The sequence below is a fragment of the Ktedonosporobacter rubrisoli genome (genome assembly GCF_004208415.1).
GTDB classification, from domain to species: Bacteria; Chloroflexota; Ktedonobacteria; order Ktedonobacterales; family Ktedonobacteraceae; genus Ktedonosporobacter; species Ktedonosporobacter rubrisoli.
The window spans coordinates 3,944,086-3,969,603 of the sequence record NZ_CP035758.1; the positions used below are offsets into that span (position 1 = coordinate 3,944,086).

The 25,518-nt window shown below is 49.0% G+C and carries 30 protein-coding genes; 22 read left to right on the top strand and 8 right to left on the bottom strand.

From position 1 onward, the window contains the following. The first annotated feature begins 210 nt into the window (after positions 1–210). The 10 genes from EPA93_RS17460 to EPA93_RS17495 all read left to right on the top strand — a co-directional run bounded on the left by EPA93_RS17460 (position 211) and on the right by EPA93_RS17495 (position 7,377). The gene (locus EPA93_RS17460; RefSeq protein ID WP_129888734.1) at positions 211–1,734 is read left to right on the top strand and encodes a radical SAM/SPASM domain-containing protein; all 1,524 of its coding nucleotides are present in this window, start codon (positions 211–213) and stop codon (positions 1,732–1,734) included. 13 nt (positions 1,735–1,747) lie between these two features. Further along, positions 1,748–1,921 (top strand): hypothetical protein, encoded by a 174-nt coding sequence (locus EPA93_RS48470; protein ID WP_165423210.1) that lies wholly within the window; start codon positions 1,748–1,750, stop codon positions 1,919–1,921. Between the two features lie 75 nt (positions 1,922–1,996). Then, positions 1,997–2,194 (top strand): hypothetical protein, encoded by a 198-nt coding sequence (locus EPA93_RS17465; protein WP_129888735.1) that lies wholly within the window; start codon positions 1,997–1,999, stop codon positions 2,192–2,194. Between the two features lie 69 nt (positions 2,195–2,263). Then, positions 2,264–2,443 (top strand): hypothetical protein, encoded by a 180-nt coding sequence (locus tag EPA93_RS17470; RefSeq protein ID WP_129888736.1) that lies wholly within the window; start codon positions 2,264–2,266, stop codon positions 2,441–2,443. 25 nt (positions 2,444–2,468) lie between these two features. Continuing rightward, on the top strand, positions 2,469–2,660 hold the full coding sequence (locus EPA93_RS17475) for a hypothetical protein (RefSeq protein ID WP_129888737.1): 192 nt from the start codon (positions 2,469–2,471) through the stop codon (positions 2,658–2,660). 117 nt (positions 2,661–2,777) lie between these two features. Further along, a complete protein-coding gene (locus tag EPA93_RS17480) occupies positions 2,778–2,975 on the top strand; it encodes a hypothetical protein (RefSeq protein WP_129888738.1) in 198 nt (65 codons plus the stop codon). Between the two features lie 136 nt (positions 2,976–3,111). Continuing rightward, positions 3,112–3,267: a hypothetical protein gene (locus tag EPA93_RS48475; RefSeq protein WP_165423211.1), complete on the top strand. Its 156-nt coding sequence runs from the start codon at positions 3,112–3,114 to the stop codon at positions 3,265–3,267. A gap of 96 nt (positions 3,268–3,363) precedes the next feature. After that, positions 3,364–5,589, top strand: a complete 2,226-nt coding sequence (locus tag EPA93_RS17485) for a prenyltransferase/squalene oxidase repeat-containing protein (protein ID WP_129888739.1) — start codon at positions 3,364–3,366, stop codon at positions 5,587–5,589. Positions 5,590–5,606: 17 nt separating this feature from the next. Continuing rightward, positions 5,607–6,971, top strand: coding sequence for a hypothetical protein (locus tag EPA93_RS17490; protein WP_129888740.1), 1,365 nt, complete (start codon positions 5,607–5,609; stop codon positions 6,969–6,971). Positions 6,972–6,981: 10 nt separating this feature from the next. Beyond that, positions 6,982–7,377, top strand: a complete 396-nt coding sequence (locus EPA93_RS17495) for a hypothetical protein (RefSeq protein WP_129888741.1) — start codon at positions 6,982–6,984, stop codon at positions 7,375–7,377. Between the two features lie 191 nt (positions 7,378–7,568). Here the strand turns inward: EPA93_RS17495 and EPA93_RS17500 are convergent, their stop codons facing one another. Next, positions 7,569–8,231: a transmembrane-type terpene cyclase gene (locus EPA93_RS17500; protein WP_129888742.1), complete on the bottom strand. Its 663-nt coding sequence runs from the start codon at positions 8,229–8,231 to the stop codon at positions 7,569–7,571. A 190-nt stretch (positions 8,232–8,421) separates the two neighbouring features. Between EPA93_RS17500 and EPA93_RS17505 the strand changes: the two genes are divergently transcribed. Both EPA93_RS17505 and EPA93_RS17510 read left to right on the top strand, forming a co-directional pair. Next, positions 8,422–8,688 (top strand): hypothetical protein, encoded by a 267-nt coding sequence (locus EPA93_RS17505; protein WP_129888743.1) that lies wholly within the window; start codon positions 8,422–8,424, stop codon positions 8,686–8,688. A 12-nt stretch (positions 8,689–8,700) separates the two neighbouring features. Continuing rightward, positions 8,701–9,357 (top strand): DUF7002 family protein, encoded by a 657-nt coding sequence (locus EPA93_RS17510; RefSeq protein ID WP_129888744.1) that lies wholly within the window; start codon positions 8,701–8,703, stop codon positions 9,355–9,357. 56 nt (positions 9,358–9,413) lie between these two features. Here EPA93_RS17510 and EPA93_RS17515 read toward each other — a convergent pair whose 3' ends face one another. From EPA93_RS17515 to EPA93_RS17525, 3 genes are all read right to left on the bottom strand, one after another. Beyond that, complete coding sequence (locus tag EPA93_RS17515; protein WP_129888745.1) at positions 9,414–10,385, bottom strand: sugar phosphate isomerase/epimerase family protein; 972 nt, start codon at positions 10,383–10,385, stop codon at positions 9,414–9,416. A gap of 139 nt (positions 10,386–10,524) precedes the next feature. Then, positions 10,525–11,292 (bottom strand): SDR family NAD(P)-dependent oxidoreductase, encoded by a 768-nt coding sequence (locus EPA93_RS17520; protein WP_129888746.1) that lies wholly within the window; start codon positions 11,290–11,292, stop codon positions 10,525–10,527. 135 nt (positions 11,293–11,427) lie between these two features. Then, positions 11,428–12,582 carry a Gfo/Idh/MocA family protein gene (locus EPA93_RS17525; protein WP_129888747.1) on the bottom strand — a complete coding sequence of 385 codons (1,155 nt, stop codon included), beginning with the start codon at positions 12,580–12,582 and terminating at the stop codon, positions 11,428–11,430. 213 nt (positions 12,583–12,795) lie between these two features. On the opposite strand from EPA93_RS17525, the gene EPA93_RS17530 reads away from it, so the two are divergent. Then, positions 12,796–13,518 carry a FadR/GntR family transcriptional regulator gene (locus EPA93_RS17530; protein ID WP_129888748.1) on the top strand — a complete coding sequence of 241 codons (723 nt, stop codon included), beginning with the start codon at positions 12,796–12,798 and terminating at the stop codon, positions 13,516–13,518. Between the two features lie 54 nt (positions 13,519–13,572). On the opposite strand, the gene EPA93_RS17535 is transcribed toward EPA93_RS17530, so the two are convergent. Together EPA93_RS17535 and EPA93_RS17540 are read right to left on the bottom strand one after the other, a co-directional pair. Continuing rightward, positions 13,573–15,471, bottom strand: a complete 1,899-nt coding sequence (locus EPA93_RS17535; protein WP_129888749.1) for a glycosyltransferase — start codon at positions 15,469–15,471, stop codon at positions 13,573–13,575. Positions 15,472–16,098: 627 nt separating this feature from the next. After that, positions 16,099–16,572 carry a GNAT family N-acetyltransferase gene (locus EPA93_RS17540; RefSeq protein WP_129888750.1) on the bottom strand — a complete coding sequence of 158 codons (474 nt, stop codon included), beginning with the start codon at positions 16,570–16,572 and terminating at the stop codon, positions 16,099–16,101. Between the two features lie 528 nt (positions 16,573–17,100). On the opposite strand from EPA93_RS17540, the gene EPA93_RS17545 reads away from it, so the two are divergent. The 3 genes from EPA93_RS17545 to EPA93_RS17555 all read left to right on the top strand — a co-directional run bounded on the left by EPA93_RS17545 (position 17,101) and on the right by EPA93_RS17555 (position 20,858). After that, a complete protein-coding gene (locus tag EPA93_RS17545; protein ID WP_129888751.1) occupies positions 17,101–17,313 on the top strand; it encodes a hypothetical protein in 213 nt (70 codons plus the stop codon). Positions 17,314–17,564: 251 nt separating this feature from the next. Then, a complete protein-coding gene (locus EPA93_RS17550) occupies positions 17,565–19,640 on the top strand; it encodes a prenyltransferase/squalene oxidase repeat-containing protein (protein ID WP_165423212.1) in 2,076 nt (691 codons plus the stop codon). 711 nt (positions 19,641–20,351) lie between these two features. Then, positions 20,352–20,858: a hypothetical protein gene (locus EPA93_RS17555; RefSeq protein ID WP_129888753.1), complete on the top strand. Its 507-nt coding sequence runs from the start codon at positions 20,352–20,354 to the stop codon at positions 20,856–20,858. A gap of 42 nt (positions 20,859–20,900) precedes the next feature. On the opposite strand, the gene EPA93_RS17560 is transcribed toward EPA93_RS17555, so the two are convergent. Together EPA93_RS17560 and EPA93_RS17565 are read right to left on the bottom strand one after the other, a co-directional pair. Further along, positions 20,901–21,953 (bottom strand): NB-ARC domain-containing protein, encoded by a 1,053-nt coding sequence (locus EPA93_RS17560; protein ID WP_165423213.1) that lies wholly within the window; start codon positions 21,951–21,953, stop codon positions 20,901–20,903. After that, complete coding sequence (locus tag EPA93_RS17565; protein ID WP_129888755.1) at positions 21,899–22,348, bottom strand: helix-turn-helix domain-containing protein; 450 nt, start codon at positions 22,346–22,348, stop codon at positions 21,899–21,901. Before EPA93_RS17565 ends, EPA93_RS17560 begins: the two co-directional genes overlap by 55 nt. A gap of 415 nt (positions 22,349–22,763) precedes the next feature. Here EPA93_RS17565 and EPA93_RS17570 point away from each other — a divergent pair, with 415 nt between their 5' ends. The 6 genes from EPA93_RS17570 (at position 22,764) to EPA93_RS48490 (ending at position 25,422) form a co-directional block, all read left to right on the top strand. Next, complete coding sequence (locus EPA93_RS17570) at positions 22,764–24,335, top strand: radical SAM/SPASM domain-containing protein (protein ID WP_129888756.1); 1,572 nt, start codon at positions 22,764–22,766, stop codon at positions 24,333–24,335. 61 nt (positions 24,336–24,396) lie between these two features. Then, positions 24,397–24,576 carry a hypothetical protein gene (locus EPA93_RS17575; RefSeq protein ID WP_129888757.1) on the top strand — a complete coding sequence of 60 codons (180 nt, stop codon included), beginning with the start codon at positions 24,397–24,399 and terminating at the stop codon, positions 24,574–24,576. 50 nt (positions 24,577–24,626) lie between these two features. Then, positions 24,627–24,797 carry a hypothetical protein gene (locus EPA93_RS48480; protein WP_165423214.1) on the top strand — a complete coding sequence of 57 codons (171 nt, stop codon included), beginning with the start codon at positions 24,627–24,629 and terminating at the stop codon, positions 24,795–24,797. Positions 24,798–24,835: 38 nt separating this feature from the next. Then, on the top strand, positions 24,836–25,006 hold the full coding sequence (locus EPA93_RS48485; protein WP_165423215.1) for a hypothetical protein: 171 nt from the start codon (positions 24,836–24,838) through the stop codon (positions 25,004–25,006). Between the two features lie 30 nt (positions 25,007–25,036). Beyond that, a complete protein-coding gene (locus EPA93_RS17580; RefSeq protein WP_129888758.1) occupies positions 25,037–25,222 on the top strand; it encodes a hypothetical protein in 186 nt (61 codons plus the stop codon). 23 nt (positions 25,223–25,245) lie between these two features. Then, positions 25,246–25,422, top strand: a complete 177-nt coding sequence (locus EPA93_RS48490; RefSeq protein WP_165423216.1) for a hypothetical protein — start codon at positions 25,246–25,248, stop codon at positions 25,420–25,422. The last annotated feature ends 96 nt before the right edge of the window (positions 25,423–25,518 follow it).

Here is a 25,518-nt window from a genome sequence, read left to right on the forward strand (position 1 = left end):
GGAAGACAATCTTACTAAATTCAAGTAGACTCTCAGCAAGCACTTGAAACAAGTAAGGGACATGTTGCCACATTAGCAGCGAAAAATTTGCCCTGCCTGATCTTTACTGCTCAGCACACTTTTTTCGTACAGACGGTAGTTTACACATGCAGGCTATTAATTATCCTTGCTACAACACCATACTGCATAGTGACAAGGAAAGGAACCTTGATGCGCACTAGTAGCTATACCATTTACGTCACTATTCCAGATTCTGAAAAGGTTGTAATCGTCAACAGTTTAACAGGAGCTACGGATGTAGTACATGAAAAAGTTGCCGAGTTCCTTCGTGCTATGCGTAAAGCCGGAGATGAACAATGGGTCGCTCACCCAACGGAGCAACCGGTTGAAGGCCCGAAAGGTCCGGTTTCCTCTCCCTCAGAACAGACGCTACTACGTCTCATTCGTAGAGGCTATCTGACCAACTTGAGCGCAGAAGAAGAGCAGCAACGTTTAGTGGATGTTGTAAACGTAATCCACGCCGGAAAGATGCGCTTTCGTTCGTTTCTCCTGGTCCCCACATACGACTGCAATCTGCGCTGCTCCTATTGCTTCCAGAACGATCTCCGTGTCAAAGCAGAAAACCACTTTAAGTTGAGGTCGATGACGCCTGAACGAACAGATCGTATATTTGAAGCTATTCGGGATCTCCAGCCTGAAGATGAGGCTCATCGATCACGCCGCTTAGGGCTCTATGGCGGGGAACCGTTTTTGGCAGAAAATGTACAAAATATCGAATATATTGTCGAGAAGGCACGTTCCGAAGGCTTCGATCACATCTATGCCATTACAAATGGGACCGAATTGCAGCATCACATGAATGTGATGGGACCGGGAGGGGTAACCCAGCTTCAGATAACGCTCGACGGGCCCCGCGAAGCGCATAATCGCTCTCGCATCCACAAGGATGGTATCGGAGCAGGCACCTTTGATAAGATCATGGAAAACATCGAGCTATTACTCCCACGCGGGGTAAAAATTGATGTACGTGTCAACGTCACAAGAATAAATGCACCCCATTTGCAAGGATTAGCGGAGATCGTTCAGAAGCGCCGTCTCAATACGTTTTCTAACTTCAGTATCTACGCTACTCCGGTCAACTATCCCTCAAAAACTCCGCCTCCCGAGGGTTTTACGCCATATCAGCTTGATCTGTTTATGGCCGCCAAAGAGGGAGATGGCGATAACGCGATGAAGCTCTTTGAGCGTCCGGCAACGGGTGTTAAAGGAGAGTTCTTGAAGATGTTCGTCAACAAGACGCAAATACCTCCCAGGAGCGCCTTTTGTGCAAGTCATTCGGGCATGTATCTTTTTGATGCACTCGGTGATATCTATACATGTTGGGAATGGGTAGGTTTCCCGGCCTTGCGCGTGGGACGAATCGATTTCGAGACGGGAGCGGTTAAATATAATAATAAGCAATTGGAACGCTGGCATAACCGAACTATCGCTAACGTTCCTACGTGTCGCAAGTGCCAATATTCCCTCTACTGTGGAGGTGGCTGTGCTGTCTATGCTACAGCTCAGACGGGGAAATTTATGAACAACCATTGTAACTCCTACCCGGCAGTTTTTCAGAAAGGGGTGAGAGAGGCTTATCTCGAATATCAAAGTATGGAAAACAGCGATACCGCGCTAAAACAAACTAGTACAGCAACTCTCTCAAGCGATGGCGGCGGCATGCTTTGTCAATAGAGGAGGCTATATCGTGGACGATACACAACAATCTCAAAGAACACAAGAGGAGCGAAACTGGGAGATCGAGGGCTTGAACGATGAAGATATCACGGCTGAGCTCCTCGATAAACGCGTTGAATTCTCAACTGTGACTCCACTCTGGTCGTGTGGTTGCGACTACGATTGCGATAGCAATGCGCCATAACACCTATGATGGACCTCTCAGACCTTCTTAGGCATCTTGGAAGCAAAGGCTTGTAAAAGCCTGGAAGGAGTTTTTATGCCAACAAGCGGGGATACTCTTCAAGCTCAGTTCGCGCAAGACGTGAAACGAACTCCACAAGAGTATTGGGAAATTGAAGGGCTCAACGATGAGGATATCACAGCTGAGCTCCTCGATGAGCGCGTGGAGCTCTCTACTGTCGTTCCTCTCTGGGATTGCGGCTGTGACAGCGATTGCGAAGCACATAGAAAATAATCGGACAGCTCGACCTATTTCAATATATTGGAAGAGAGGACCTTCACAGAAGGCCTGGAAGGAGAAACTATGTTAATAGACAGAGCCACTACTCGGGAAAACTCGGGAGGTGAGCAGTTAGAGCACTGGGAAATTGAGGGCTTGAACGACGAGGATATCACAGCTGAGCTCCTCGATGAGCGCGTGGAGCTCTCTACTGTCGTTCCTCTCTGGGATTGCAGCTGTGATACCCATTGCCAAATGTACTAGACCTTAATTCTGATAAGGAGGGTATATGCTCATAAATAGCACTAGCCGGGAAAGCTTGGGGAACAACCAGTCAGAGCTCTGGGAGATCGAGGGCTTAAACGATGAGGATATCGCTGCTGAACTCCTCGACCAGCGTGTGGAGTTCTCTACTGTCGTTCCTCTCTGGGATTGTGGATGCAATGAAGATTGCCGCAGATTTAACTTCCCGGGAAGTTAGGATCTCCCAGGAGATCTAGATGTCTGGCACGTAGACCAAGAGCCAGGCATAGATCAATAGGGTGGACATTTCTTCCTCCTCTTCCGAGGAGGCTTATAAAGCCGGGAAGGAGATTTTATGTCAACAAGCGGAGACATTCTTCGAGCTCAGTTCGCGCAAGACGTGAAACGAACTCCACAAGAATATTGGGAAATTGAAGGGCTCAACGATGAGGATATCGCTGCCGAGCTCCTCGATGAGCGCGTGGAGCTCTCTACCGTGGTTCCGCTCTGGGATTGCAACTGTGACGCCGATTGTGGGAGAAATTACAGATAATAAGTAAGGAAGCTATCCTCCCTTACTTCTCCATCTTCCACACTACCCCTTTTATCTTTTTTATAAGGAGGAGACAGAATATCCTTGCGGACTATCTGTCTAAAAAACTATGCCAACAAACCAGCATATTGAAAGCATGGATCAAAGCCAGCGAGAGCGCTGGGAGATCGCAGGCTTGAATGATGAGGATATCACGGCTGAGCTCCTTGATCAGCGTGTTGAGTTCTCTACCGTGGTTCCGCTCTATGACTGTGACTGCGATATGCGTTGCCAGGTTTTCGGCAACGGCTAGCAGGCCGCTCAGATCGACCCTTTCTGATATACAACCCGTCCACTAGAGGGTATAACCGTTTCCTGTCTGTGACTGCGCAAGGAAGTGTAGTCACAGATGCCATACTTGCTCACCTGGAAAGTCACTACAAATTTTCGCATCAACGCTCAACGAGGACATCTTATGAATATTGCCTGTAGCTATGATCTCGGCCAGGAAGTCAAACTTATTGACACATTCATGGGAAGATTTTGGAGCCAATGGCCTGAAGTTGTTGTCTATGATGTTCCACTATCTGCACGCCCTATCACTCCCCAGGATTCTGCCTATGGCGATATAATAAATGATTGCTACCCTTTTCTCTTCTATCCCTTCTTTCCTACAGTTCCGCTCGATACAATGCGCACGCTTGCCCAGGCTGGACGACTCTATTCCCTTTATATTTTTTTAAGCGATAAGATTTTCGATGGGCACCTAGTCTCACAAGAGATTCTGCGTATCAATGTAATCCACGCAGAGGCAATCCATCTTCTCTATACGCTATTTCCATCTGATAGTCCCTTCTGGACCCACTTCCGGAATAGCCAGCATACCTACAACACTGCCTTGCAACTCGAACAGAAGTGGTCTCGCAGCTCGCTTCTCGATTTCGATCTCCAGACGGCTGAGCAGATTGCTGCGGGGAAGGCGGCTCCTTCTACCCTGGCGGTTGCAGCATTGTCCGTCCTTGATGGAAAACCGGAGGAGTATCTTAGCGCGCTAACCGAATCCCTCAACCTGGCAAATATCGGCTTACAGTTCTATGACGATTTACGCGATTGGAAAGATGATATCGGCGCCTCACAGCCCTCTCTCCTGCTAGCCGAGCTTACTCGCGAGGTCGGCGAGATTGACTATCCTGACGATGCGGAGAAGCAGGAGAAATACTTGAAATACTTGAGGCGGCATCTCTATCGCTCAGGAATCGCGCAGGCTGCTTCAGTTAGGGCAGCACACTATTTTACCCAGGCGCAAGCTCGCCTTAACGAGCTGCCAACGCCAGCCACCGCTCCGCGCCATCAACTTAGCTGGCTACGACTCCTGGGCGACTGCCAGCGTGCATTAGCTGAACTCGAACGTGATCTGTCCCGTATGGCTGGTTCTCCACAAATGCTAAAAGGAGCTCAGGCTTCGGACTCTCTGCCGCCAGAGGAGCTCCCAATGCTTGATCGTGCTCTATCCTATCTTACCGCACAGCAACAGTCCGATGGGGCATGGGGGGATTTCCTTTTCAGCATTGGCCATAGCACCGATTGGATTTCTGGCTATGTTGGTCAAGCACTCATCCCCTATCCATCGCAGCACGAGGCCCTGAAACAGGCGATGCAATGGCTACTCAAAACTGGTGTCAATGGAGAATGGGGCTACAATGCACGTGCTCCCCACGACGCAGATTCTACTTCCAACATAGGGCTATTTCTGGGTAATCTTGCCAAAAAATTGCACAGCACAACTCTCCTCGAAGAAACGCTTAGTCAAATCACTGCTCAATTGCAGCGCTATCAGCATCCCGATGGCGGCTTTAGCACCTATATCGATTCAATAGGTGACAATTATATTGTGAGACAGCACTGGCTTAAGCCGCATACCGAAATCACTGCCACTTGCGGTCGCGCTTTACTGCTACTAGAAGGATCGTTGACAGAGCCAGTTCGCACCGCGCTAGCATTTGTTCTGCAGCAGCAAACAAGTGAAGGAAGCTGGCATGCATACTGGTACGAAGGCCCATTTTACGGCACAAATCAAGCAGTCAAATTCATCAAGGAGGCTGTACAGGCTGGCTGGCACGACGCTCACCAGCGAGCAGCCATCAAGCAGGCGCTAGCATTTGTCCTGCGAGCACAAAAGAGTGATGGAGGGTGGGCACTCCATCCTGATTATCTAGCAGAAGAAACTCAAGCTGCCCCCACAGCCCTTGCCCTGGATATTCTGACGCAGGGAATAGATATATTACTTGCACAAGAGTCAGGTGAAAAGGCTGATACAAAGGCAGTATCTGCCCAGGAGCAGGTCTTACTTCACTCAGTAGCTCAGGCGGTCTCTCACGGTCTCTCCTGGTTACGCCGCAACCAAGAAAATGATGGAAGCTGGCAGCCGGCAGCCATTTTACGCATACCAGATCCTGCGTGCACTCAACCCTGGCTTTCTCAATTTCCCCGCGCCTCCTATGGAAAAATTAACCATAAAGTTTATGATCAGCAGCGCAACTTTACTGTTGCAACAGTCCTTCATATGCTAAACACAGCAAACAAGCTTCCCTATTTACAAGAACTTCAAAGAGAGATACGGCAAAGAAGCGAATGAGGGGAGAACGATATTTTATGCAAAAGACGCAAACAGCTGAATTAAAGCTCATTCCTCTGCAAGCATTTGATCGGCACCAGTCAGTACCTGACCTGGTGCCCAACCTGCAAGTACTGCCTGCTGATTTCGGCTTGGCTGGAGATAAGCGGCATTTTTTTCTTGCCATTCATCCAAAGGGATATCGGCTGCGGCTCTCGCAGCAAGCCTACGATCTTGTTGCCTTGTTACAAGAAACCTCAGCCACTATTTCCTATGAGCAAGCAGCGCAAAGATTATCAGAATCCTGGCACATCTCGCTCGATGCCTATACGCTATATCGCAAGGTCATGACGATTCTTGCTCCTGTTGGCTTGCTTGCGGATAACCCAACGCCTGCTTCGCGACCACGCGATATGCTTGCTTTCAAGATACCGCTGCTTCCACCTTCCCTCGTTACCTCGCTTGTACACTTCTTAACCTGGCTTTACCATCCACTCATTGCTATTCCTATCTGTTGCCTGGCCAGCCTCATCACGCTTATATTTTTATTTAAAGGCATGCCAAACATCACAACCATGAATGCCACTCCCCAAACTCTCTTCTGGACCTATATCCTTTGCCTCTGTAGTATCCTGTGGCATGAGTTGGGACATGCCACGGCCTGCCGACGATTTCACGCCCCGCTCGGCCCTATTGGCTTCTGTTTATATATTATCTTTCCCGCTTTCTATACCGATGTGTCTGGGATCTGGCAGCTTTCTCGTAAACAACGGGCCATTGTCGATCTAGGCGGCATCTATTTTCAAAGCATGGTCTTACTTCTCTTTTACGGCCTCTATCTTCTAACCGCATCACAGCTCTATCTCTTCGCAGTAGCCTCAATCGTCGGCTCTATCTTATTCTCGCTCAACCCTTTCCTGCGCTTCGATGGCTATTGGATGGTTACCGACCTGCTTGGTCTCATAGCCCTCGATCAGCTCCAACAAGCAATTAATAGCGCCTGCATTCATAGTTTGCGACAAGGTAAGGGGCGCATGAGGCAAACCTTGCAGGCGTTAAGAATGCATATGGAGCAAGCTATTCCTGAGACAACTCCTACCTGGCTCAAGCTATCTCTTCTCATCTATGTGCTGGTAACTAATATCTTCTGGCTATGGTTTTTCATCAAGCTTTTTTACTGGCTATCAGGTTTGTTTCAAACTTATCCTGGACAAGTTGCCATGCTGCTCTTCCAGGTGCAACACCAAAGCTGGATGGCAGCCGGTTACACCCTTGGTAAAATACTCATTCCCTGCTTCGCCCTCTTCGGACTAATCTCATTGATTTTACGGCTCACGAAAAACGGTTCTCGTTCCTTCTTGCCGCAAAAACCATCCAATACATCTATACATAAAGAAATTTAAGGAGGACTTCATGACGGTTCACCCAGCGCTAAGGCAACTTCTTGAGGACGATATTCAGGAGACGATTGAGGCTATCGCCACCCCATTACGCAGGGTCAGCCCTCACGCCTCGGAGATGGTTCATTCACAGCTCCTTGCGGATACCGCGACGATCTGTGAGAGTATCTGGTTACTCGTGCAAGGCCCAGAGTATCTATCTCAAGGGCTTCATGTATTTAATGAGTATCTTCAGCGACGCCGCAAGGTCGGCTTCGAGGAAAGAGAGCTTCATTCTATGTTAGAGACGTGTCGACAGATACTGTTTAAATTACTTGCGTCATCAGCCAAAGATGAGCAGGCCACATCCAGGCAGCAATTAGAAAATGCAATAGCTCAACTTGATAACATGATTGCAATTCAACGCTGATCCAGCTCACTTTTGCTAAGCGGTACTTACCCCGTCCTTCTGGATGCTTCACCTTGCTCTCATCGAAACAACCTCAAAAATACGCTCCTGCATCAACGCGGGGAGGAATAAGGTGGATAGACATGAGCCACCTCTCCTCTCTGTGTGCCGCCACAACTTCGTGGGTGAAGAGGCTAATGGGAATTGAGGCATTAGAGAGACAATTCTCTCTGCTTCGATGAGAGTGCCGACTCCTGAACAGTTCTCCTGGCCGCTCGTTGTAGCATATAGATCAGAGCTACATAGATCAGATCATAGACCAGAATGGCCACATAGAGAAACGGAAGCAAGATCGAATGCTGGGAAATGGAGGTATAGAGAAAAAAGGCGAGCGATGCAAATGCTGTACCAATCAGCTTGCATAGGGCAATGCTCAGCGATTGCCCACGCAAAGAACGACGGCGCAAGAGCATTATAATAAACAAGATGGACATCATCAGATTTTGTCCAAAGGCGGCATAGGTTCCATGATCGTGGAATTCGAGGGTCACCAGCAATACAGCGCCAAAACTTGTGGCCAACGTCAGACCAAAGAGCGCCATAAAGGCCCCTTTTGAGAGATCGGCAAATTCGTCCCGCCCGTAGCGCAGGAAACAGACCACGATCCCTAGATCTAAGAGGAACCAGGCGATATTGACGACTTGCTGAATACCAGGAGAAGGCAAAAGAAATGAGAAAATACATTCCCAGGAAATATTGGCGCATAAGGCCGCTAAGGGCATACCATACGTCCGATCCTGAATGCTCTTGCGGATAATGAGCACATAGGTCGCCGTCCAGAACACCCCTGAACCAAGCATAAGAATTGGAAACATCGATATGAGCCTTTCGAACTCTAGTATACATATGTATCTCTATAATTAGAACCCCAACCAGGGAAAATCGTAACGTAGCAGCAAAAAACGCCGCTGTTCTGTTCCCTGCGCTTCTGGAAGCGCTCAGCGTCCGCGAAAAGGAAGCTATTGTCTTTAGGATTTATTGAACTCGCTATAGTTCATATTAAGCATGGTGATAGCCCCCGGTATCATCCGCATAGTTATATTCTGCTACTACATGTGTATTGCCAGTGCTATCAGTACTACCCCCAACATGTTGCTTGGACGTGGTATGATGGGAGACGGCGTTATCAAGTTGCGCCGCCTGCGCCTGGCCGTTGAGGAGACTGGCTATACAAGACCCATCGAATTCGAGATCTTCCATCAACAACTCAGGGAGATGCCCGGCCCTGATCTCCTGTACCAGATGGGCCAGCGCTATCTTGAGCACGTATAAACAGGGGGAAATATGACAGTTCCTCGTGATCCTCGTCTACCGCGTTTTGTCTATCACATGGCTGATGCTCTGAACTGGCCCTCAATCGAACGTCATGGCTTGCTAAGCACCACAGCACTCCTCGATAGGGCCGGTCTGGCAGGCCTTGAGCGCACCCGCCTCGAACAGCAATATCGCCAGGAACAAATGATCCTATCGAATGGGGCGATCATTCGTGATCAGAAACCTATGCCGCCGGCTACACTTGAACGCTGTTTACAAGGCATGACACCCGCGCAATGGTATGCCCTACTGAATTCAAAGGTTTTCTTCTGGTGCAATGTTGACCGCCTCAACCGTATGCGCCTGGCTTCCAGACAGCGTGAACAGGTAATCATGATTATTGATACAGAACGGCTTCTGGCCTCTCACGGCGAAGATGCTACGTTAACGCCAATTAATACGGGCAATGCGCTTCGTCGCGCGGCCCAGCGAGGGCTACAGACCTTTGTGCCTTATAAGAGCTGGCTCCAATCAGGTTGGGCTAGCGAAGCCGAGGCCCTGGGTACAACCCCGCGCCCAATACACCATCGACCGGTAGAACTAGCAATAACGCATGCAGTTCCTGACGCGCTAGATTGTCTGGTCGAGACGCGTTACCTGAAGCCCATGAAAGTGCTGGACCTGTAATGTCCAGGATGCTAAGCGCCGTGCAGCAATCCAGGTCTACCACCTGAAGCATTCATTCAGGATAAGGCTTTAATCTGTTTAAGGTAGCGCAGGCTCTCGGCCAGTTGCCGCGCTTCGTAGGCAATGATCTCGTCAACCGGAGCTGCCAGTTCAAAAGGGGTTTGCCAATCGTCAGTCTGTCGTGCATGTGTATCTATAAAACGCAACGCACGAGCCAACTGAGCCGGCGCGCGTGCTGGATAGTCAGCCCAGTAATCGGGAGCCAGTGCACGAATATGCCTGGCCTCCAGCGCGCCCAGTTCTAGCGACATCGTAGCCTGTGGGCATAGTTGAGCCAGGATTTCAAATAGTTGGGGAAAATCGATCACGCCCTGACCAAGTGGGCTACGCACAAGGCGATATCCTTCAGCGCTCAAATAGATCCAGTAGTCCTTAAGATGGACATTCTTTATGTACTTTCCCACGCGTCGGGCAAAATCCAGCGGTTCCTCGACGGTTGCTAGAGGATTACCAGCGTCAAGAGTAATGCCAAAGCGTTCAGAAGCTATAGTTTCACAGAGCCAGAGCAGCTCCTCAGAGGCGAGATCCTGATGGTTCTCTACAGCAAGATTTACGCCTGCTTGCTCTGCCCTGGTGGTGGCCGTGCGTAAACCCTGCAGTACTTCCTCAAGAAAAGCCAGCCAGCGACCGGCTAGCGGCCTACGATCCCCACCGATTTTCGCACCACCCACAACTGTACGCACGGTAGAGGCTCCCAGCCGCGCCCCCAGTTCGAGATCTGCCGTCAGCTTGACAGGATCGTACCCATTGGAAGCCAGCGTAATAAAGAGCCTGTGCTCACGAGCATAGCGCGCGATGCCAGGCACCTCTTCCTCATCAAGCACGGGGATCGGGAGCTCAACGCCGCTCAGGCCGGAAGCAAGAGCCTGTTCCATAAGCTGTTGGGGCTTCATCACCGAGCGTCCAGAGGCTGGTGCAAGTCCCATACTATAGATGGTACCGTACATCGTCAGGCCGATTCGTTGCATGCTATTTTCCTCTCTCATCTCAAGGCCAGGTTCGAAGAGCTCGCCTGTCGCAATAGAGGCCTGGCACTCTTCGCATGTGGATTAAGCTTTTCAGCCTATCTCCTCACCTATCCACACAGATGTGCCATTTGGCAGGAGATTACTCGGTGGTCCATCCTCCATCAACGACTAGAGCCGATCCCGTCATAAAGCTTGATGCGTCGGAGGCCATAAAGACAATGACGCCGCCCAGCTCTTCGGGCCGACCCCAGCGCCCTAGCGCGATATGGCTGAGAAAAAACTGGTTGGCCTGGGGATTATTGATCACAGGAGTATTTAATTCCGTGGCAAAAGGGCCGGGACAGAGGGCGTTTACAGTAATATTATGGGGCGCTAATTCTAGAGCCAGCACTTTTGTTAACTGGACCACGCCGCCCTTGCTAGAACAGTAAGCACTGCGTTCGGGCAAACCGGTCAGGGCCAGCATAGAAGCCACATTGATAATTCGTCCCGAGCCCTGCTGTTTCATCTGGGGCACAACGGCACGGGCACAGAGAAAAGGTGCCTTCAGGTTCGTATCCTGAATAAGATCCCAGCTAGCCTCATCAAATTCTTCGATGGGTTTGCGAATATTGATTCCTGCATTATTGATCAATACGTCAAGGCGCCCAAATTCACTTATCACGCTTCTAACCATGGCTTCAACCTGCCCGGCATCTGTGACGTCAACGGCCAGTCCCAAAGCTTTTCGCCCTGTCGCCCGGGCAAGCTCATCGGCACTTTTGCGCGCCTTTTCCTGGTCACGGCTGGTTACTACTACATGAGCTCCGGCTTCGGCCAATGCGCGCGCCATCGAGAATCCTAAGCCACGATTCCCTCCCGTCACCAAAGCTACGCGCCCATCCAGCTTGAAAATATCAAGAGACATAAATCACCATCTCCTTTAATTCAGACAGCAGGTAAGGGCTGCTTAAATCGCCCTTTCGCTCACCCTCTATACGCATCGCAAGTCTGCCCCTGGACTTCGCAGATCTCAAATTCCTCCCCTGATCTGCCCCATGGCTTAGTAGCTGGTGGCCGCAAGAGGAGCCGTCACTGTTGGTACATCAGCCACATCCACCCAGCGCCGCTCACGCGCCGATTGTAAGATGGCATCGATGACAGCCTGACAGCGCATACCATCATAAAATGTGGGAATATTGCCCTGGCCATTTATGATAGCCTGAATAAAGGCGAAGTCCTGATCATAACGGAAAGTCACGGTTGGCTCGCCAAGAAAAGGATCACGTAAGGAGCCTGGATAAACCAGATAATCGCGCGGCACCTCTCTGGTTTCTAGTATGCCATCAGGACGCCCGATAAGCACCTCATGTGAACGATGCAAATGGTAGATAAGAGTTCCTTCAGTGCCATAGACCTCAAACTCGTCAAGGCCACGCCCTCCATGTTCTCTCCCTTTCGCCACTTTACTCAGATCGAACGAGGCAATAGTCCCTTGCTCAACACCAACTCCATCGGCAAACTCGGCAAGGAACAAAGCGCAATCCTCGACATCGGCAGTCGTGCTCGCGCCATCATGGGTAGAGCGTGCAGGTACAAAAGTACGCGTCAGGGCCACAACACGAGCCAGCGGACCAATCACATCATGGCAAAAATCAATCCTGTGGGCCCCCATATCGCCTACCTCTCCCGAGCCGGCTAGTTTGCGCTGCTGCCGCCAGCCGAGATTCATCTCAGGAAAGTCCTGCAAGCGGGCAATTCGTAAGTGGCGCGGCAAGCCGATGCTTCCCTGGCCCACCAGGTGCTTGAGATAACGCATAGCCGGCACGAAGCGATAGGTAAAGGCAGTCATATGGCGTACTCCAGCCTGCTGCGCTGCCTCATACATCTGTACTGTTTCAGCATAGGTCATCCCAAGCTGCTTCTCAACAAGCACATGTTTCTTGGCGGCAAGAGCGTCAAGGGCAATCGGAGCATGAAACAGGGTAGGAGTAGCAATGACAACTGCATCGATCTCGGGGTGCTGCAGCAGGCCTTGATAATCTGTAAATGTGTGTGGCACATGATATTCCTGCGCCCGCTGTCGAAGCCGGGCTTCATCGGTATCGCACAAGGCTACAATCTCGGCCTGAGGGCACGCCTTGAGTCCGGGCAAATGAACATGGGCGCTGATCCCACCCACCCCTATCACGCCTACTCGCACGCGCGATTCACGCATAGCACGCTCCTTTCAGGAAAATAGGAGCACTGAGAAAGCTTTTGGAAAACATCTTCTCAATGCTGCTCGTATTATCTTCCCTGGGAAATAAAGGGAATGGAGAAATACCTAAATAGATCTGATCTATCCAAATTTGACTGCCTATGATATGATCATTGTAACATAGCAATTTAGCTGCTGTAAAGCGTCTGAAACCGTCAGAAGGGGAATCGTATGGTCAGTGCATCACAAAAACCGCGATCCCGTCCCTTGCAGTATCAGCGTGTCATAGATACCTTAAAAGCTCGTATTCAGAGCGGAGAATGGCAGCCTGGTCAGCGTTTGCCAACCGTTGTCGATCTGAGCAGCGAGTTAGGGGTGGGATTGTCATCAGTACGCGAAGCAATACGCATTCTGGGAAGCGAGCAATTGTTACGTATCGAGCAGGGGCGAGGCATCTTTGTCTCGGATGCTCCCCGCTTACCGCCTGGCCTGTTTGATAATGTAGGCCTGCACGCAGAGACTACGCTTGCCGCCTTATTTGAAGCGCGGCGCATCATTGAACCGGGCTTGGCGGCCTTAGCCGCACAGCGCGCAACCGCCGAAGATATCACAATTATTCACGCTGCCGCGCAACAAATGGCAGTGCTGGCTCAAGAGAAAAGGGATTATAGCGAGCCTGATCTACTACTTCATCGCCAGATAGCGTTGGCTGCCAATAATCCTTTCATGTCTAAAGTGATGGAGATGGTACTTGATCTTGTTGCCGAGAGCCGCTTACTCACGATGCGGCTTCCCAATATGCCGGGTAGATCAAGTCAGTATCACATGCTTATCGCCGAGGCTATTAAAGAACACGATCCCAGCCGTGCTGAGGCTTTAATGAGGGCTCATCTTGATGATCAGATTGCTGAGTTACAGCGTGTGGAAATAGAGCGACGCCAACCCACAAGATAACCCACCTGCGGGCAGCTCTCCCGTCAGGAAAGCTACTCGCAAGATAGTCAATTTTTATGCGGCTATGATTCTTTTCTTCTGTGCATGAGCAAGCAACTCTGTCTGCAAGAGAGTGCTCGCTAAGGCCTTAACCCATTGATACTGGCCATCCAGCGGCTCATCGGTCAGTAACTGATGGGCCAGGTAGAGCCAGCAGATAGCATTAGCAACCGTCAGATAATCCTTGTTAGCCCGCTCGGCTGCGGCAGCACTCATCTGCTGATATTGCTGCTCATCGGTCAGCAACTCATAGAGGTGTTCTGCGACCTGCGCCGTATTTCCAACCTCCACAAGGTAGCCGGTTACCCCATCCTCAATCTGCAAAGGAATACCACCAACCTTATACGCGATCACCGGCTTGCCCTTCATCAAGGCTTCTGTGACCTTAACTTCAAATCCTTCTTTGATGGAGAGCTGCAAGGCGATCTTGCTGTTACGCAAAAGCGTATTCAAGATCTGATCACAATGCGGAAGCCGTACAACCTTTACATCCTCAGCGAACTGCGCAAATGGCTCTGCACGCAGCATTTCTCTCACGGCAGCATAGACCGGAGCTCCGTCAGGATCATCAATAGAACTATTTCCCGTGATGATCAACTGTGGAATCGTTTTCTGCTGCTGAAGCAGTCTCTCGCGCAGCGTGCGGTATGCTTCAAGCACATCAGGAATACCCTTTGAAGGATCAAACCTGGCAATCTGAATGATGTAAGGCCGCGTTTCATCCAGAGGCATCTGACCCTCAGCGCGCAACAAAGCTTGAAAATGCTGCATATAGATAGCCATCTGTCCAGCCGTCAATTCTTTGTTCAAGCCATCCAGGGGATCTGTCGTGGCTGGCATGAAAAAGATTTTCTCAGCAGGCACATCCTCAGGAATAAACATGGTCATGGGATGGCTCACAAAGTAATCAGCGGCCCTAATCTTCTCCCAGAGAAATTGCCATGTTGTATATTGCGCAGTGCCAGGCTGGCTAGCCAGCTTCCCTACGATCTGGATATGTGAGCGATAGATGATCTTGGCACGCGGATTAATCTGCTTAATAAAAGGTATTAGTCCTGCTGGCTGAGGATCATCAATCACTACGACATCGGCCTGCTTAAACACGGGCTCCATCGCTGTGGCATTCTCCCGTATCCAGGCCTCATAAAGAGCTTTATCCTCAGTTGATAAAACTGTCTCTGGGTGCGCTACCGCCTGCAATACGTTATGAAATTTGGTCTTTGTAATGTCAAAGGCCTCTTTTTTGGGCAATAGTACATACCAGTGGGCATCTACCTGGAGCAAGCGCAAAAGCCGAATCAAGGCATGGCGCATTAAGGCTACCCCACCTCCACGAGGAGTTGCATTAATAAAGACAAGTTTCTTGCCGCGCAGCTTCTCTGCTATTCCGGTCAGCAAGCTAAAGTCCTGCTCGGGAGCTGTCTTCTGGTAATCCTGTAAAGCAACAAGCTCGGCCACCTGGACCTCATGCTTCTCATCCAGGTGGGGGTAGACAATATTATTCTCGTCGAAATGGGCAGCGACTGCTTGGACTAGATCTACGGCAGAAGGTGCCAGCCCTGTGTCTCCCTTAGCGGGAATATAGGGTACGACATCTTCTTGCAGCCAGAGTTGCGAAACAAGCCCTTCTAATTGCACATTTTTTGGCAAGGCGACGGCCACAAATTGCAAATGCTGGCTTTGTGACTTTTGCTTCAACCAGTCGAGCACCATCATTGCCGGATCGTGAGTAGCAATTTCCAGTACATACTCGCTGATAGCATCATGCGACAACATGGCAATGTGCAAGTGATTATCCTTTATCTGTATACCCGCATAGGCAGCTGAGGGCAGCGAAGAAGCTGGAAGCACGTGTACATCGCTTATATGGAGCTTATTTGTACTCGTATTTATGGAAAATGGTTGTTGTATCATTGTAGGTCCATGCTTTTCTAAGCTAAGACAAACACTAATATTGAGGTTTCTATTAACGCTTCAGAGAAGATTTACCCTCTACTCTTACTGAAGCTGTATGCTGAGAAATATCACTCCATGCTTGTTCTTTCCTTTCGCAACAGAAAATTTATTAGTTGCCAAAGAGCCACAAAACAACGGAGGAGATAGAATATTTCATTGAAAGGGCGCACAAATTACCAATCGACCTGACCCCCGCAATTCCTACATCCATAATATAACAACTTTTCAAGTCAATCATTTATTCCTATTATAGCACAAACCAGCAAAATTTATAGAGCCACTTCTTTTAATTTCACTCCTGTGAAAGCTAATCGTCAGGTTATACAGGCTGCTTAGAATACTCTATACATTTCTGTTGAGCTGTAAAAAAGTAGAAAAATTTGCCAGGGGTGACGCTTTCACTTAGAAGCTTGTGGCTATATTCGTGACCATGCGCAGTCAACTACCATGACCATAAGATGGGCATATAGCTTTTTATAGGGATACTGTGAGCTTAAATGACCTTTTTACTGAGGTAGCAGATCTAACTACTGGCTGTGGTTATATACTTATTACTCAACAAGTAGAAGCAAAAGTATAATGTATTTACCTGCACAATTCCATCTCAAGAGTATGTCTTGTCTTAGGAACAAAGCCTCTTTTTTCATAGAGAGGCTTACCATCAGGTGTAGCACGCAGCCATATTCGCTGGGCGTTAGTTTGCTTCGCACGCTCAATTAGTCGTTCCAACAATTGGGCAGCTATTCCCATCCTGCGCCATTGAGGTACCGTGTACATATTCAGGATGTAGGCTTCTAGCCCGTTGGGATTGTCCTCTGAAGGAGGCCTTTGAAAAAAGACAAGCCCACTTGTTGCAACGATTTCCCCCTGTACCTCGGCCACCCAGGCAATAAAGCTTTCCTCTGGAATCGCTTTGCTAAAATAACGCCTGGTATTGTCGCGCAAAGCTGGAATACTCTCAGGCTGGACATCCAGGCTTTCCACGAAAAATGCCAGACGTAAAATAACTAAAGCCTCTACATCCTGCAGAGTAGCTTGACGAATAGAGATTGTTGGCATAAATTAACATCCATCCTTTAAAAAAGCTTCTTCTCCAATATCTACCATACGCCCGCGAGCGCGATCCACAGCCAATACTTTTTACCCACCAGGCCAAAAAGGCCACACTTCTTTAAATAACCAATCTAGCTGAGCTCAGTCTCAGCGTGTCTGACTCCATTATCTCATCTTAGAACAGGCTGCTTATGAGGTACCGAAAAAATAGGCTACTAGTTTTCGCAAAAGACGCGCCCAAACTCCCTCTCTTACGCCTTCTTTCCAGGTATACTTTTATAAAAAGAGCAGTTATCGCGGCTGGTCTATGACCTCTAGTGATTTGCCGTGACCATACATCTTTTTTGTGCCCGGTTAAGCGAAAGGAGGAAGTCACCTCAACCCTTACGAAAAGCATTATACGTAACATAGATTATCCTGCAATCCCAGTAGGGAAGTTGCCTTATCTTTTGAGATACTGACGTCCTTATATAGGGACAACAGCAAGCTTAGATGTAGCCTTGTAGGCTTAAACTTTGAGAAGGAGTAACCAGAATGTCATTTGATAACAAAGAGCACGATGAAATTTTGAGCATGAACAGCTTTGACGTGAGTGTTGAAGAATTAGAGAGACGCCTGGAATTAGCAGCCGCTGTGGTTCATCCCGATTACCCCTGCGGAGCTAATGCATGTGCCGGTTATAGCGGCCCTTGCGGAGCCAATGCTTGCGTTGGCGATATCTGGCCGTGCCTGGCCAACATAGGCTAGTCTACTAACAGGAAATAGCACCTTTTAAGTTGCTAGCCTCTGATCGGCGTTGTCTCCTATGCTCTTCATCCTCTTTTCGGAGAATGTTTGGCTATAGGAAATACCGCTTACGATTTCTGATCTAAAGTGGTTTCTGACGAATACCGGCCGAGGCTAGTAGCTTTCTCATCAGCCGTGCAAGCCGATAATATTTCATGGGCTTGCACGGCTGGCAAGCCATTACCCCACCTTATGTATGTTCTGGAGGCCCTATGCGCAAAACAGCCAAAAAACCTGCGGTTATCTCTGTCAGCGAGGATTTCTTTCCAGCACCTGTCTGGGAAGGTGCCTTAAAGACAAGAGAACGCGCCGGTCAGCTTAAACAAAACTGGACGGATCTTGAGCTAAGCAATGACTCGGCCATAACTATCTACGATTGTTATCCGTATCTCTTCCTCGGCCCCTTCCCCGATGTTCCCCCAGCCGCAGTAGCTGATTTTACGCTGGCCATCAAGCTATTAGCTAGTTCTGTCTTTCTTGCCGATAAAATTATGGACCTGGGCCCCCAATCACCTAATCCTACCAACACACTAGCTCACGTCTTTGCATTACAGGTAGAGGCTTACACCCTCTTCCAGCGTCTCTTTGCCCCAGACTCACCCTTCTGGCCGCGTTTTCATACATATTTTGATAATTACCTCTCTGCCTGTCAGACAGAAAAAAAATTTGCCCTGGGCCAGCTTTCCTGGAAAGAGTTTGATGAAAAAGTTGCCAGCACTATCGCTATTGGGAAGGCTAGCCTGAGCCGCTGCGTTCTTGCTGGTCTGAGCGCCCTGCAGGGCAACGAGCAGTGGCTAGATACGCTTACTGAGGCTCTCGATCTTTATAATTTTGCTTACCAGATGTTTGATGATCTTTGCGATTGGAAAGAAGACTACCTGCATCAATCGCCTTCGCTCCTCCTCTGCCGCTGGTTACCTGAGCGACCGGAAGAGCCCAAATGGGCGGACCTTGAGGCGCTGGCTCGCGAATTATATTATGATGGCCATGCCTGCACAATGCTTCAGGTAGCTATCGATGCAGCAGAACGTGCATTGCTGCTGACATCTTCTATTCCAGAGCTCACCTGGCGTATCATACCCACTAATTTACTTGAACGCTGCGAAAGTCTGTGCCGCGATATTCTAAAGATTACGCAGGCCAATCGTCGTCGCTCACAACGGCCTATCAACTTTTACCTGGAGCTGCCTGCCGCTCGTACCCCTTGTGAACAATTAGCCTGGCAAGGATTACAATTCCTCATTCGCCAGTGGCAGCTTGGCTTTGGCGAGGCACGCGATGTCGCGCGCTTCCCGCAGGCCCAAGGATTTAACGCTGAGAGCGAATTTCAATACGGCGATGTTTTCCAGCGCGCGGTCATCAGCGATATTCTGACGGAAGTGTCAGAAACTTTTAAGCTCAATCTAGAGCCAATTATCAAGGATGAAGTGGGCTATTTGCTAGAGCAACGGAGCCACGACGGCATAGGTGGTTGGCGCTATTATCCGGAGCTGTCCGAAATACCTCCAGATGCCGATGATCTAGGGCAAATTATGCAACTTTTACTTCATACAGATAATCGGGCAGCCATTACCCGCTTCTGCGAACAGCCGCTAACAACCTTGCTTACCGAGAATCGCTATGACGATGGCTCTTTCGAAACCTGGATTATTCCTGCCAGCCATCGAACTCCACAACAAGAGCGGCACTTTGCCTATGCTCAAACTATCTGGGGAACGGGCCCCGACGTAGATGTTATGGCTAATTTGCTCTATGCCCTGGCGCTCTATGACCCTGCCCGCTTTGCCGAGATCATACATACTGGCGCTTCTTATATTGAAGCTCAACAGCAGATCGATGGTAGCTGGGCAAGTACCTGGTATCATGGTCCTTATTATGGTTCTTTTGTCTGTGCGCGGCTTCTCGCCAAGGTTAAGCTTGCATCTCCAGCACTGGAGAAGATCCAGGCTTTTCTCCTTAAGACTCAACAGGCCAATGGAGGCTGGGGAGGACTAGATTATGCCAAAAGTGATCCTCTGAACACAGCGCTGGCGCTTTTAAGCTGGTCAGCACTTGCTCAGACTGGAAAGTACCGACCGGCCGATACGGTTATAGAGAGAGGCCTGTCATTTTTACAACAGAGCTATGACGAAAACGATAGAGCATGGCCTTATGTTGAATTTATCCTTATGGCTGAAGGACGGCTCAGCAAAAATATTACAAGAATTATGTCGTATGGAAGTCAGAGTGTAACAACAGCCTTTGTTCTCAAAGCCGCAACAGCCTGGCATCGCCTCCGAGAGCAGTGACCATAAATCCAGCCCATGCGCAGCTCTACACAACTTCCTTAACGTGCGCTTCTTCAGACTTCTGCAGCTGGTCGGCATTCCCTTGCCGACCAGCGCTTCATCTTTGCCTCCATGCTCTCCTTGCTTTAAATATGCTTTAGTCAGAAGTAATTTTACGCTTCCACCTTTTTATTTCCCCATGGCATCTTTATTATCCAATACAACATTTAGCACCTATTAAATTTATTTTAACCGAATATACGATTACTATTCACAGCCAACATAGAGATTTTTACATAGAAACAAAACGCTTTTTAGATTTTATTATCCTCTGATAACCTCAAATTAAACTGTTGCAGTATATCTCATATAAATAATATTGCAATATCTATCTCATCTATACTGTGAGCATTCCTTATGGATATGAGCAAATACAATATTAAACGTTCTTATTTTATCCTTGACTATTTTCTTATTTGTAGTGTAAGATTTTATCGGGTGAAATACACATTTACAATACACCTGTAGCGTAGCTAGCCAGTAGAGCGCGTGTACATGGAAGTATCAATCCTGTTTTGCACTTTTACTCTGCCTGTGCCCATTTCTTCTCGGCAGACTCCCTAGCGATACTGCAGGATACTCTCTCGCCTTATGCATCACCATGTATACGTGGCTTCTCAGCACTATGTGCAGCCAGTACAACCACAACAACAAGAGAGGATACATTTGTCCATGCAAGAATTCTGTTCTCACTATCTCAGCGACGTCAAAGAGACGTATAATCTGGTCCCAGAATCTCTTTCGCATCATTTGCGCCTCTCGGACTACATCTTGGAGTTAAATGCCGATGCTCGCATCCTCAACCTGCTTAGCGCTCAATCTCCCCATATTCTTGCCCAGCAGCAATTCACGCGCAATGAATGGGCGATCCTCACACTCATTCTGCAGCAATACCCAGGCTACGCCTCTCATGAGATGCTCCTGGCTGAACTAACTTCCTTATCAGAAGCCGAATGCCGCCACAGGCTACTCGAAAGTCAACAGATAGGTCCCGAAGCTGTGAAGCGGGAATTCAGGCCTGTCTATCGCGCCCTTGCCGGAATTCGCGCTAAATTGAATAAGCTTTGTCCTCAGCTAAAGATATCGCTATTGCGCTGCTCAGGCTACGTGATCATGCTTGCCCCCGATTGGGAGGATGCTACTGATCAGACTCTCCTTTCTGGGAAGCTAAGCCGCTAATTGGGTACGCGTACGAAATCAATCAGCAGTAAACGCTCAGGCTCATATCTTGACAGCTGCTCCCTTATACCGTCCGGATCTATCAAGAAGGGGTAAATGCTGCACTAAACGCGCAGCTAGCTCAGTATAGTGGTGACATTGCTGTACACTCATTTGGGCCCTTAGCACATCCAATACCAATGGATGGAGATACAGCGCTCGTGTCTTAAGATCACGCCTGAGAAAATAAACAAAGATTAACGATTTAAGCATTGCATGAAAGGCCAACAAACTATGCTTAGTTGTCTGAACTGTTGGGTCGAGAAGGGGAATTGTATTAATAACCAGTTCCTCCGGAAGGGCATAATGTGTAAGCGTAGCACATAAGCGTATAAAAGTAATCGCTAGAGGATTTTCCCTTTCGATCACGGCCGCCTGGCGCAATATAGCCGTGGCAACTGAGGGCGCCGGATCAGCCATAGCCTGCCCATGAAAATGAAGTAAATCATGGCGATGCTGCTGATAACAAAGCAGATACTCCCGCAGGCTACAGGCTGTCTCTTTAATATAGGCACCCGCCTGAGCGATTCCCAGAGGCAAGCCCCAATGTTCCTGCACAATCAACTTTGCCTGGGCGATCTGCTCGGTCGAAAAATCCTTTAAAGAGCACTGGCTGGCTCCTCCGCTCTCTATATAGCGCAGAAGCATAAGGGCTCCTTCTTCAAAATCCATATCCTCAACAGAGACAAGATGAATAAAGCTACAAGCCCGATCAGTAACACGGGTATTGCAAGTCATAAGAATATGCCCTGTATAAGCGTCTGGGTGGAAGAGCTTAAAAAGGCTCAAATCCTTTACCCCATCAAGAACGAGCAGCCTTTTCTGCTCCTGATTCAACCAGCGCTCGGCCAGTTCTATGGCTTGTGGAAGATCCTGCGCACTCAATTTCTTATGATAGATTTTCTCTAAAACCGAAAGTATGTCCTGTATAAGATTTTTATAGGAATCGGCACGTAGCCAGATTATCTCCTGATACTCATCTCGAAATCTATAGGCAAATTCTAGAGCAATCTGCGTTTTTCCACATCCCGTAAGCCCCCCAGAGCCTGCACACACGTTGCCGAGCTTTCTTGAAAGCCGCGATGCAAACGCTTTAAAATAGCTTCCCGGCCGGTAAAAAAATGATTCCGCCAGTGTGGAACAAACCAGAGAGGGGCGGAGAGGCTATCGGGCCTACAAATCCTGCTTGGATTAATATGAAGTTCATACGACTGCTGCTGGTTCCTTACCTTAAGGGGTGTACTCAGCCCAAGCTCTCTCACATCTTTCTCATACAGAGCACAGAGTCGATGCCGAAAATAGGTATTGGGATAGGTATTGCCTCTCTCCCAGCGGCATACATTCTGGACCGTAGTACCAAGCTTTTCAGCCACTTCTCTTTGCGACCAACCACGCCGAATACGCTCCTCTGCCAGACACCGGTTAGGAATAGCAATGGACGCTTTTTTCATCCTTTAATCACAGTTTCCTTTCATGGATTACCCCTAGTATCCTTGCGGATAGGTAATTTTGTTTATTACCCCAAAAACACTATAACATATTTTTAGTCCTTAATAAAATTCAAGCTAGCAGAACACTTACTAAACTCAGGTCACCGGCGCAATATTATCAAAAGAACTTGACAAAAATCTTGATAACAATTGCCATTATTATTTTGAGCTACTCCCGGGTATAGTATCTGTGGTACATGGCCGCACATGAACCAGCAGAATAAGGCAAGTATGCCAGCCTTATTTTACGCAAAAGCGCAAAGGGCAAGAAGATCTGATTTGCCTAAATTACAAGCAAACTGCTGCATAATTTTCTTTCACATAACTATTAACCATCCGCCCCTACTTATAGCCGACCCGGCTAGAAGGAGTAACCATGGAAACGCATCTCATTAGCCTGCCAACCAATAGTAAGAAGAGCCGGATAAGTGATCTGCAAGAGCGTAAGCTGCGTGCAAGTAGCTATGTTATTTATGTGGATCTTCCCGAGGACAGCGAGCAGATGTTGCTTGTGCATGGCTACACAGGATCTTATGATCTTGTTTCAAAGAAGGTAGCCACTTATGTGCGCTCCTTAGAGATTGGTAGGCCCGTGCGCCCTCTCTATGGGGCCTGGTCACCGGCGCCAGCTATCGACGGGGAGGTTGAGCAACCGTCAGGACAAACTGTTGAGCTTCTTAAACGGCGGGGATATCTCACAGAAAAGACGCAAGATGAGGAGGAAGCTTTCTTTATCAAAATTGCCAAAAAGCTTCATGAGAAGGCCTTGCGCGGCCTGCCAAACTTTGTGCTTATGCCCACCTATGATTGCAATCTGCGCTGTGCTTACTGCTTCCAGGACCACATGCGTACCGATCCGACCTTTAGCCACCTGTTACGTTCTATGACAAGATCGACTATTGACCGCATCTTTGCAGGCATTAGCGATATCGAGACACGACACGACTTGCCTCCCGAAGATCAATATATACGCAATATTGGTTTCTTTGGCGGCGAACCATTACTGGCGCGCAATCGCCGCGTCATTGACTACATTATTAAAAAAGCCACAGATATGGGAAAGGCCAGCTTCTGGGCTGTCTCCAACGCAACAGAGCTAGAGACGTACAAGGATCTGTTGAATCCACAAGCTCTGCGCATGATCCAGGTCACGATGGATGGCCCGCTGGCCGAACATGATAAGCGTCGTATCTATGCCGATGGCAGCGGTTCTTACGAGCGCATCGCCAAAAATGTGAGCATGGCGCTTGAGCAAGGTGTTAATATCAGTCTGCGCATGAATATCGATCGCCTCAACATCGAACACTTGCCCATCTTCGCCGAAGAGATCATGGCCAGAGGCTGGCATAACTATTCCCACTTCTCGGCCTACACAGCTCCCATCCACGCTGCCAACGATAATACCGATGCGCGCACTACGTTTAACTCCTGGACCCTGGACAAAGCTCTCAATGAACTGCGCGCCAAATATCCTGCGATGAGTGTGATCCATCGCCCAGATGATCCCTTAAAAGATCGCGCACGCGCGCTAATAGAGAGTAAAGGTTTTCCGATGCAGCGCGCCGAATTCTGTGGAGCGCACGCTAGCATGTATGTCATCGACCCCTTTGCTAACATTTATTCCTGCTGGGAACGCACAGGAAACGAGAATATTCGCTCAGGCTATATCACCCGTGAGGGAAAATATGTCTCTTCCCCGCTTGAGGCAATGTGGCGAAGCCGCGATGTGACTACCAATAAAATTTGTCGCAAATGTCGCTACGCCTTGAACTGCGGTGGCGGCTGTGCGGTCTATGCCGAGGGCAGTAGCAACGGGGAAAATGGCATCTTTACCAATCACTGCGACGGCTATGCCGCGCGCTTCCGGGCTAGCGTCGCTGAAGCATATTTAAATCATCTCGCCGGGGTCGAGGCTTCTCCCGTGGTAGAAACCGCCTGCGACCGCTAGATGATTAACCTATACATGACTGTAGTTTGCATCTATTTTTCAGAAAGGAGGTAATACACGCATGTTGTCTACGGATCAGCAGCAAACTGAAGTCGAGATGCTTGCTCTCTCCGACGATTTCTTTAGCGTCGAGGAGCTCGAAGAGCGCCTTGAGCTCGCGACTACGGCTATTGCTAATTCAATAGTAAGGCCAAACGAGACGTGCGGCGCCAATGCTTGTGCCGGCGACCTGGGTTGGTAAGGCACGCTATCTGAAATATATCTCTCGCAGTATGAAGGAGGACTGGGCCTATGTCTGAAGGCCAGAATGCAGACGAGCAGGAGATGCTTGCTCTCTCCGACGATTTCTTTAGCATCGATGAGCTCGAAGAGCGTATCGAGCTCTCTACGATGATCGTCGATACACTTTGTTTTGCTAATGCCTGCGGCGCCAACGGCTGTGCCGGCAATGTAAATTGGTAAGTGACATTCAAGAACTTATCAGGGAGATGTTCTAAATAATGGAAGATATACTTTCAGGCGAACAAGAAATGCTTGCCCTCTCCGACGATTTCTACAGCGTCGAGGAGCTTGAAGAGCGCCTTGAGCTCGCTACCGCTACTGTTGATACTCTCTGCATTGGCAATGCTTGCGGCGCTAACGGCTGCGCAGGCAACTATAACGGCTGGTAAGCAACTGATTTAAAGGGAGACATCAAAGCTATGAAGATTGATGAGCAGAACCAGCAGGAACAGGAGATGCTTGCCCTCTCCGACGATTTCTTTAGCGTCGAGGAGCTTGAAGAGCGCCTTGAGCTCGCTGCTGTCTCTGTAGTTGACTCACTCTGCACGGGTAATGCCTGCGGCGGTAATGCCTGCGGCGGCAACTATAATGGCAGCGGCTGGTAATTGAAAGAGAGACAAGCATAGTCATGACACGCGAACCCGATCATCTAGATGAGCAGGAGATACTTACACTCTCCGACGATTTCTACAGCGTCGAGGAGCTCGAAGAGCGTCTTGAGCTCGCTACCGCTACTGTTGATACGCTCTGTATCGGCAATGCCTGTGGCGCTAACGGCTGCGTTGCCAACGGCAATGGCTGGTAGCCACCAAAGCCCTGCCAAGCACTCTTAAGTAGAATAAAGGGAAGAGCGGGTATGTAACCTTTGTTCTGGCTACACAACTGCAGTTATAGAGAAGTA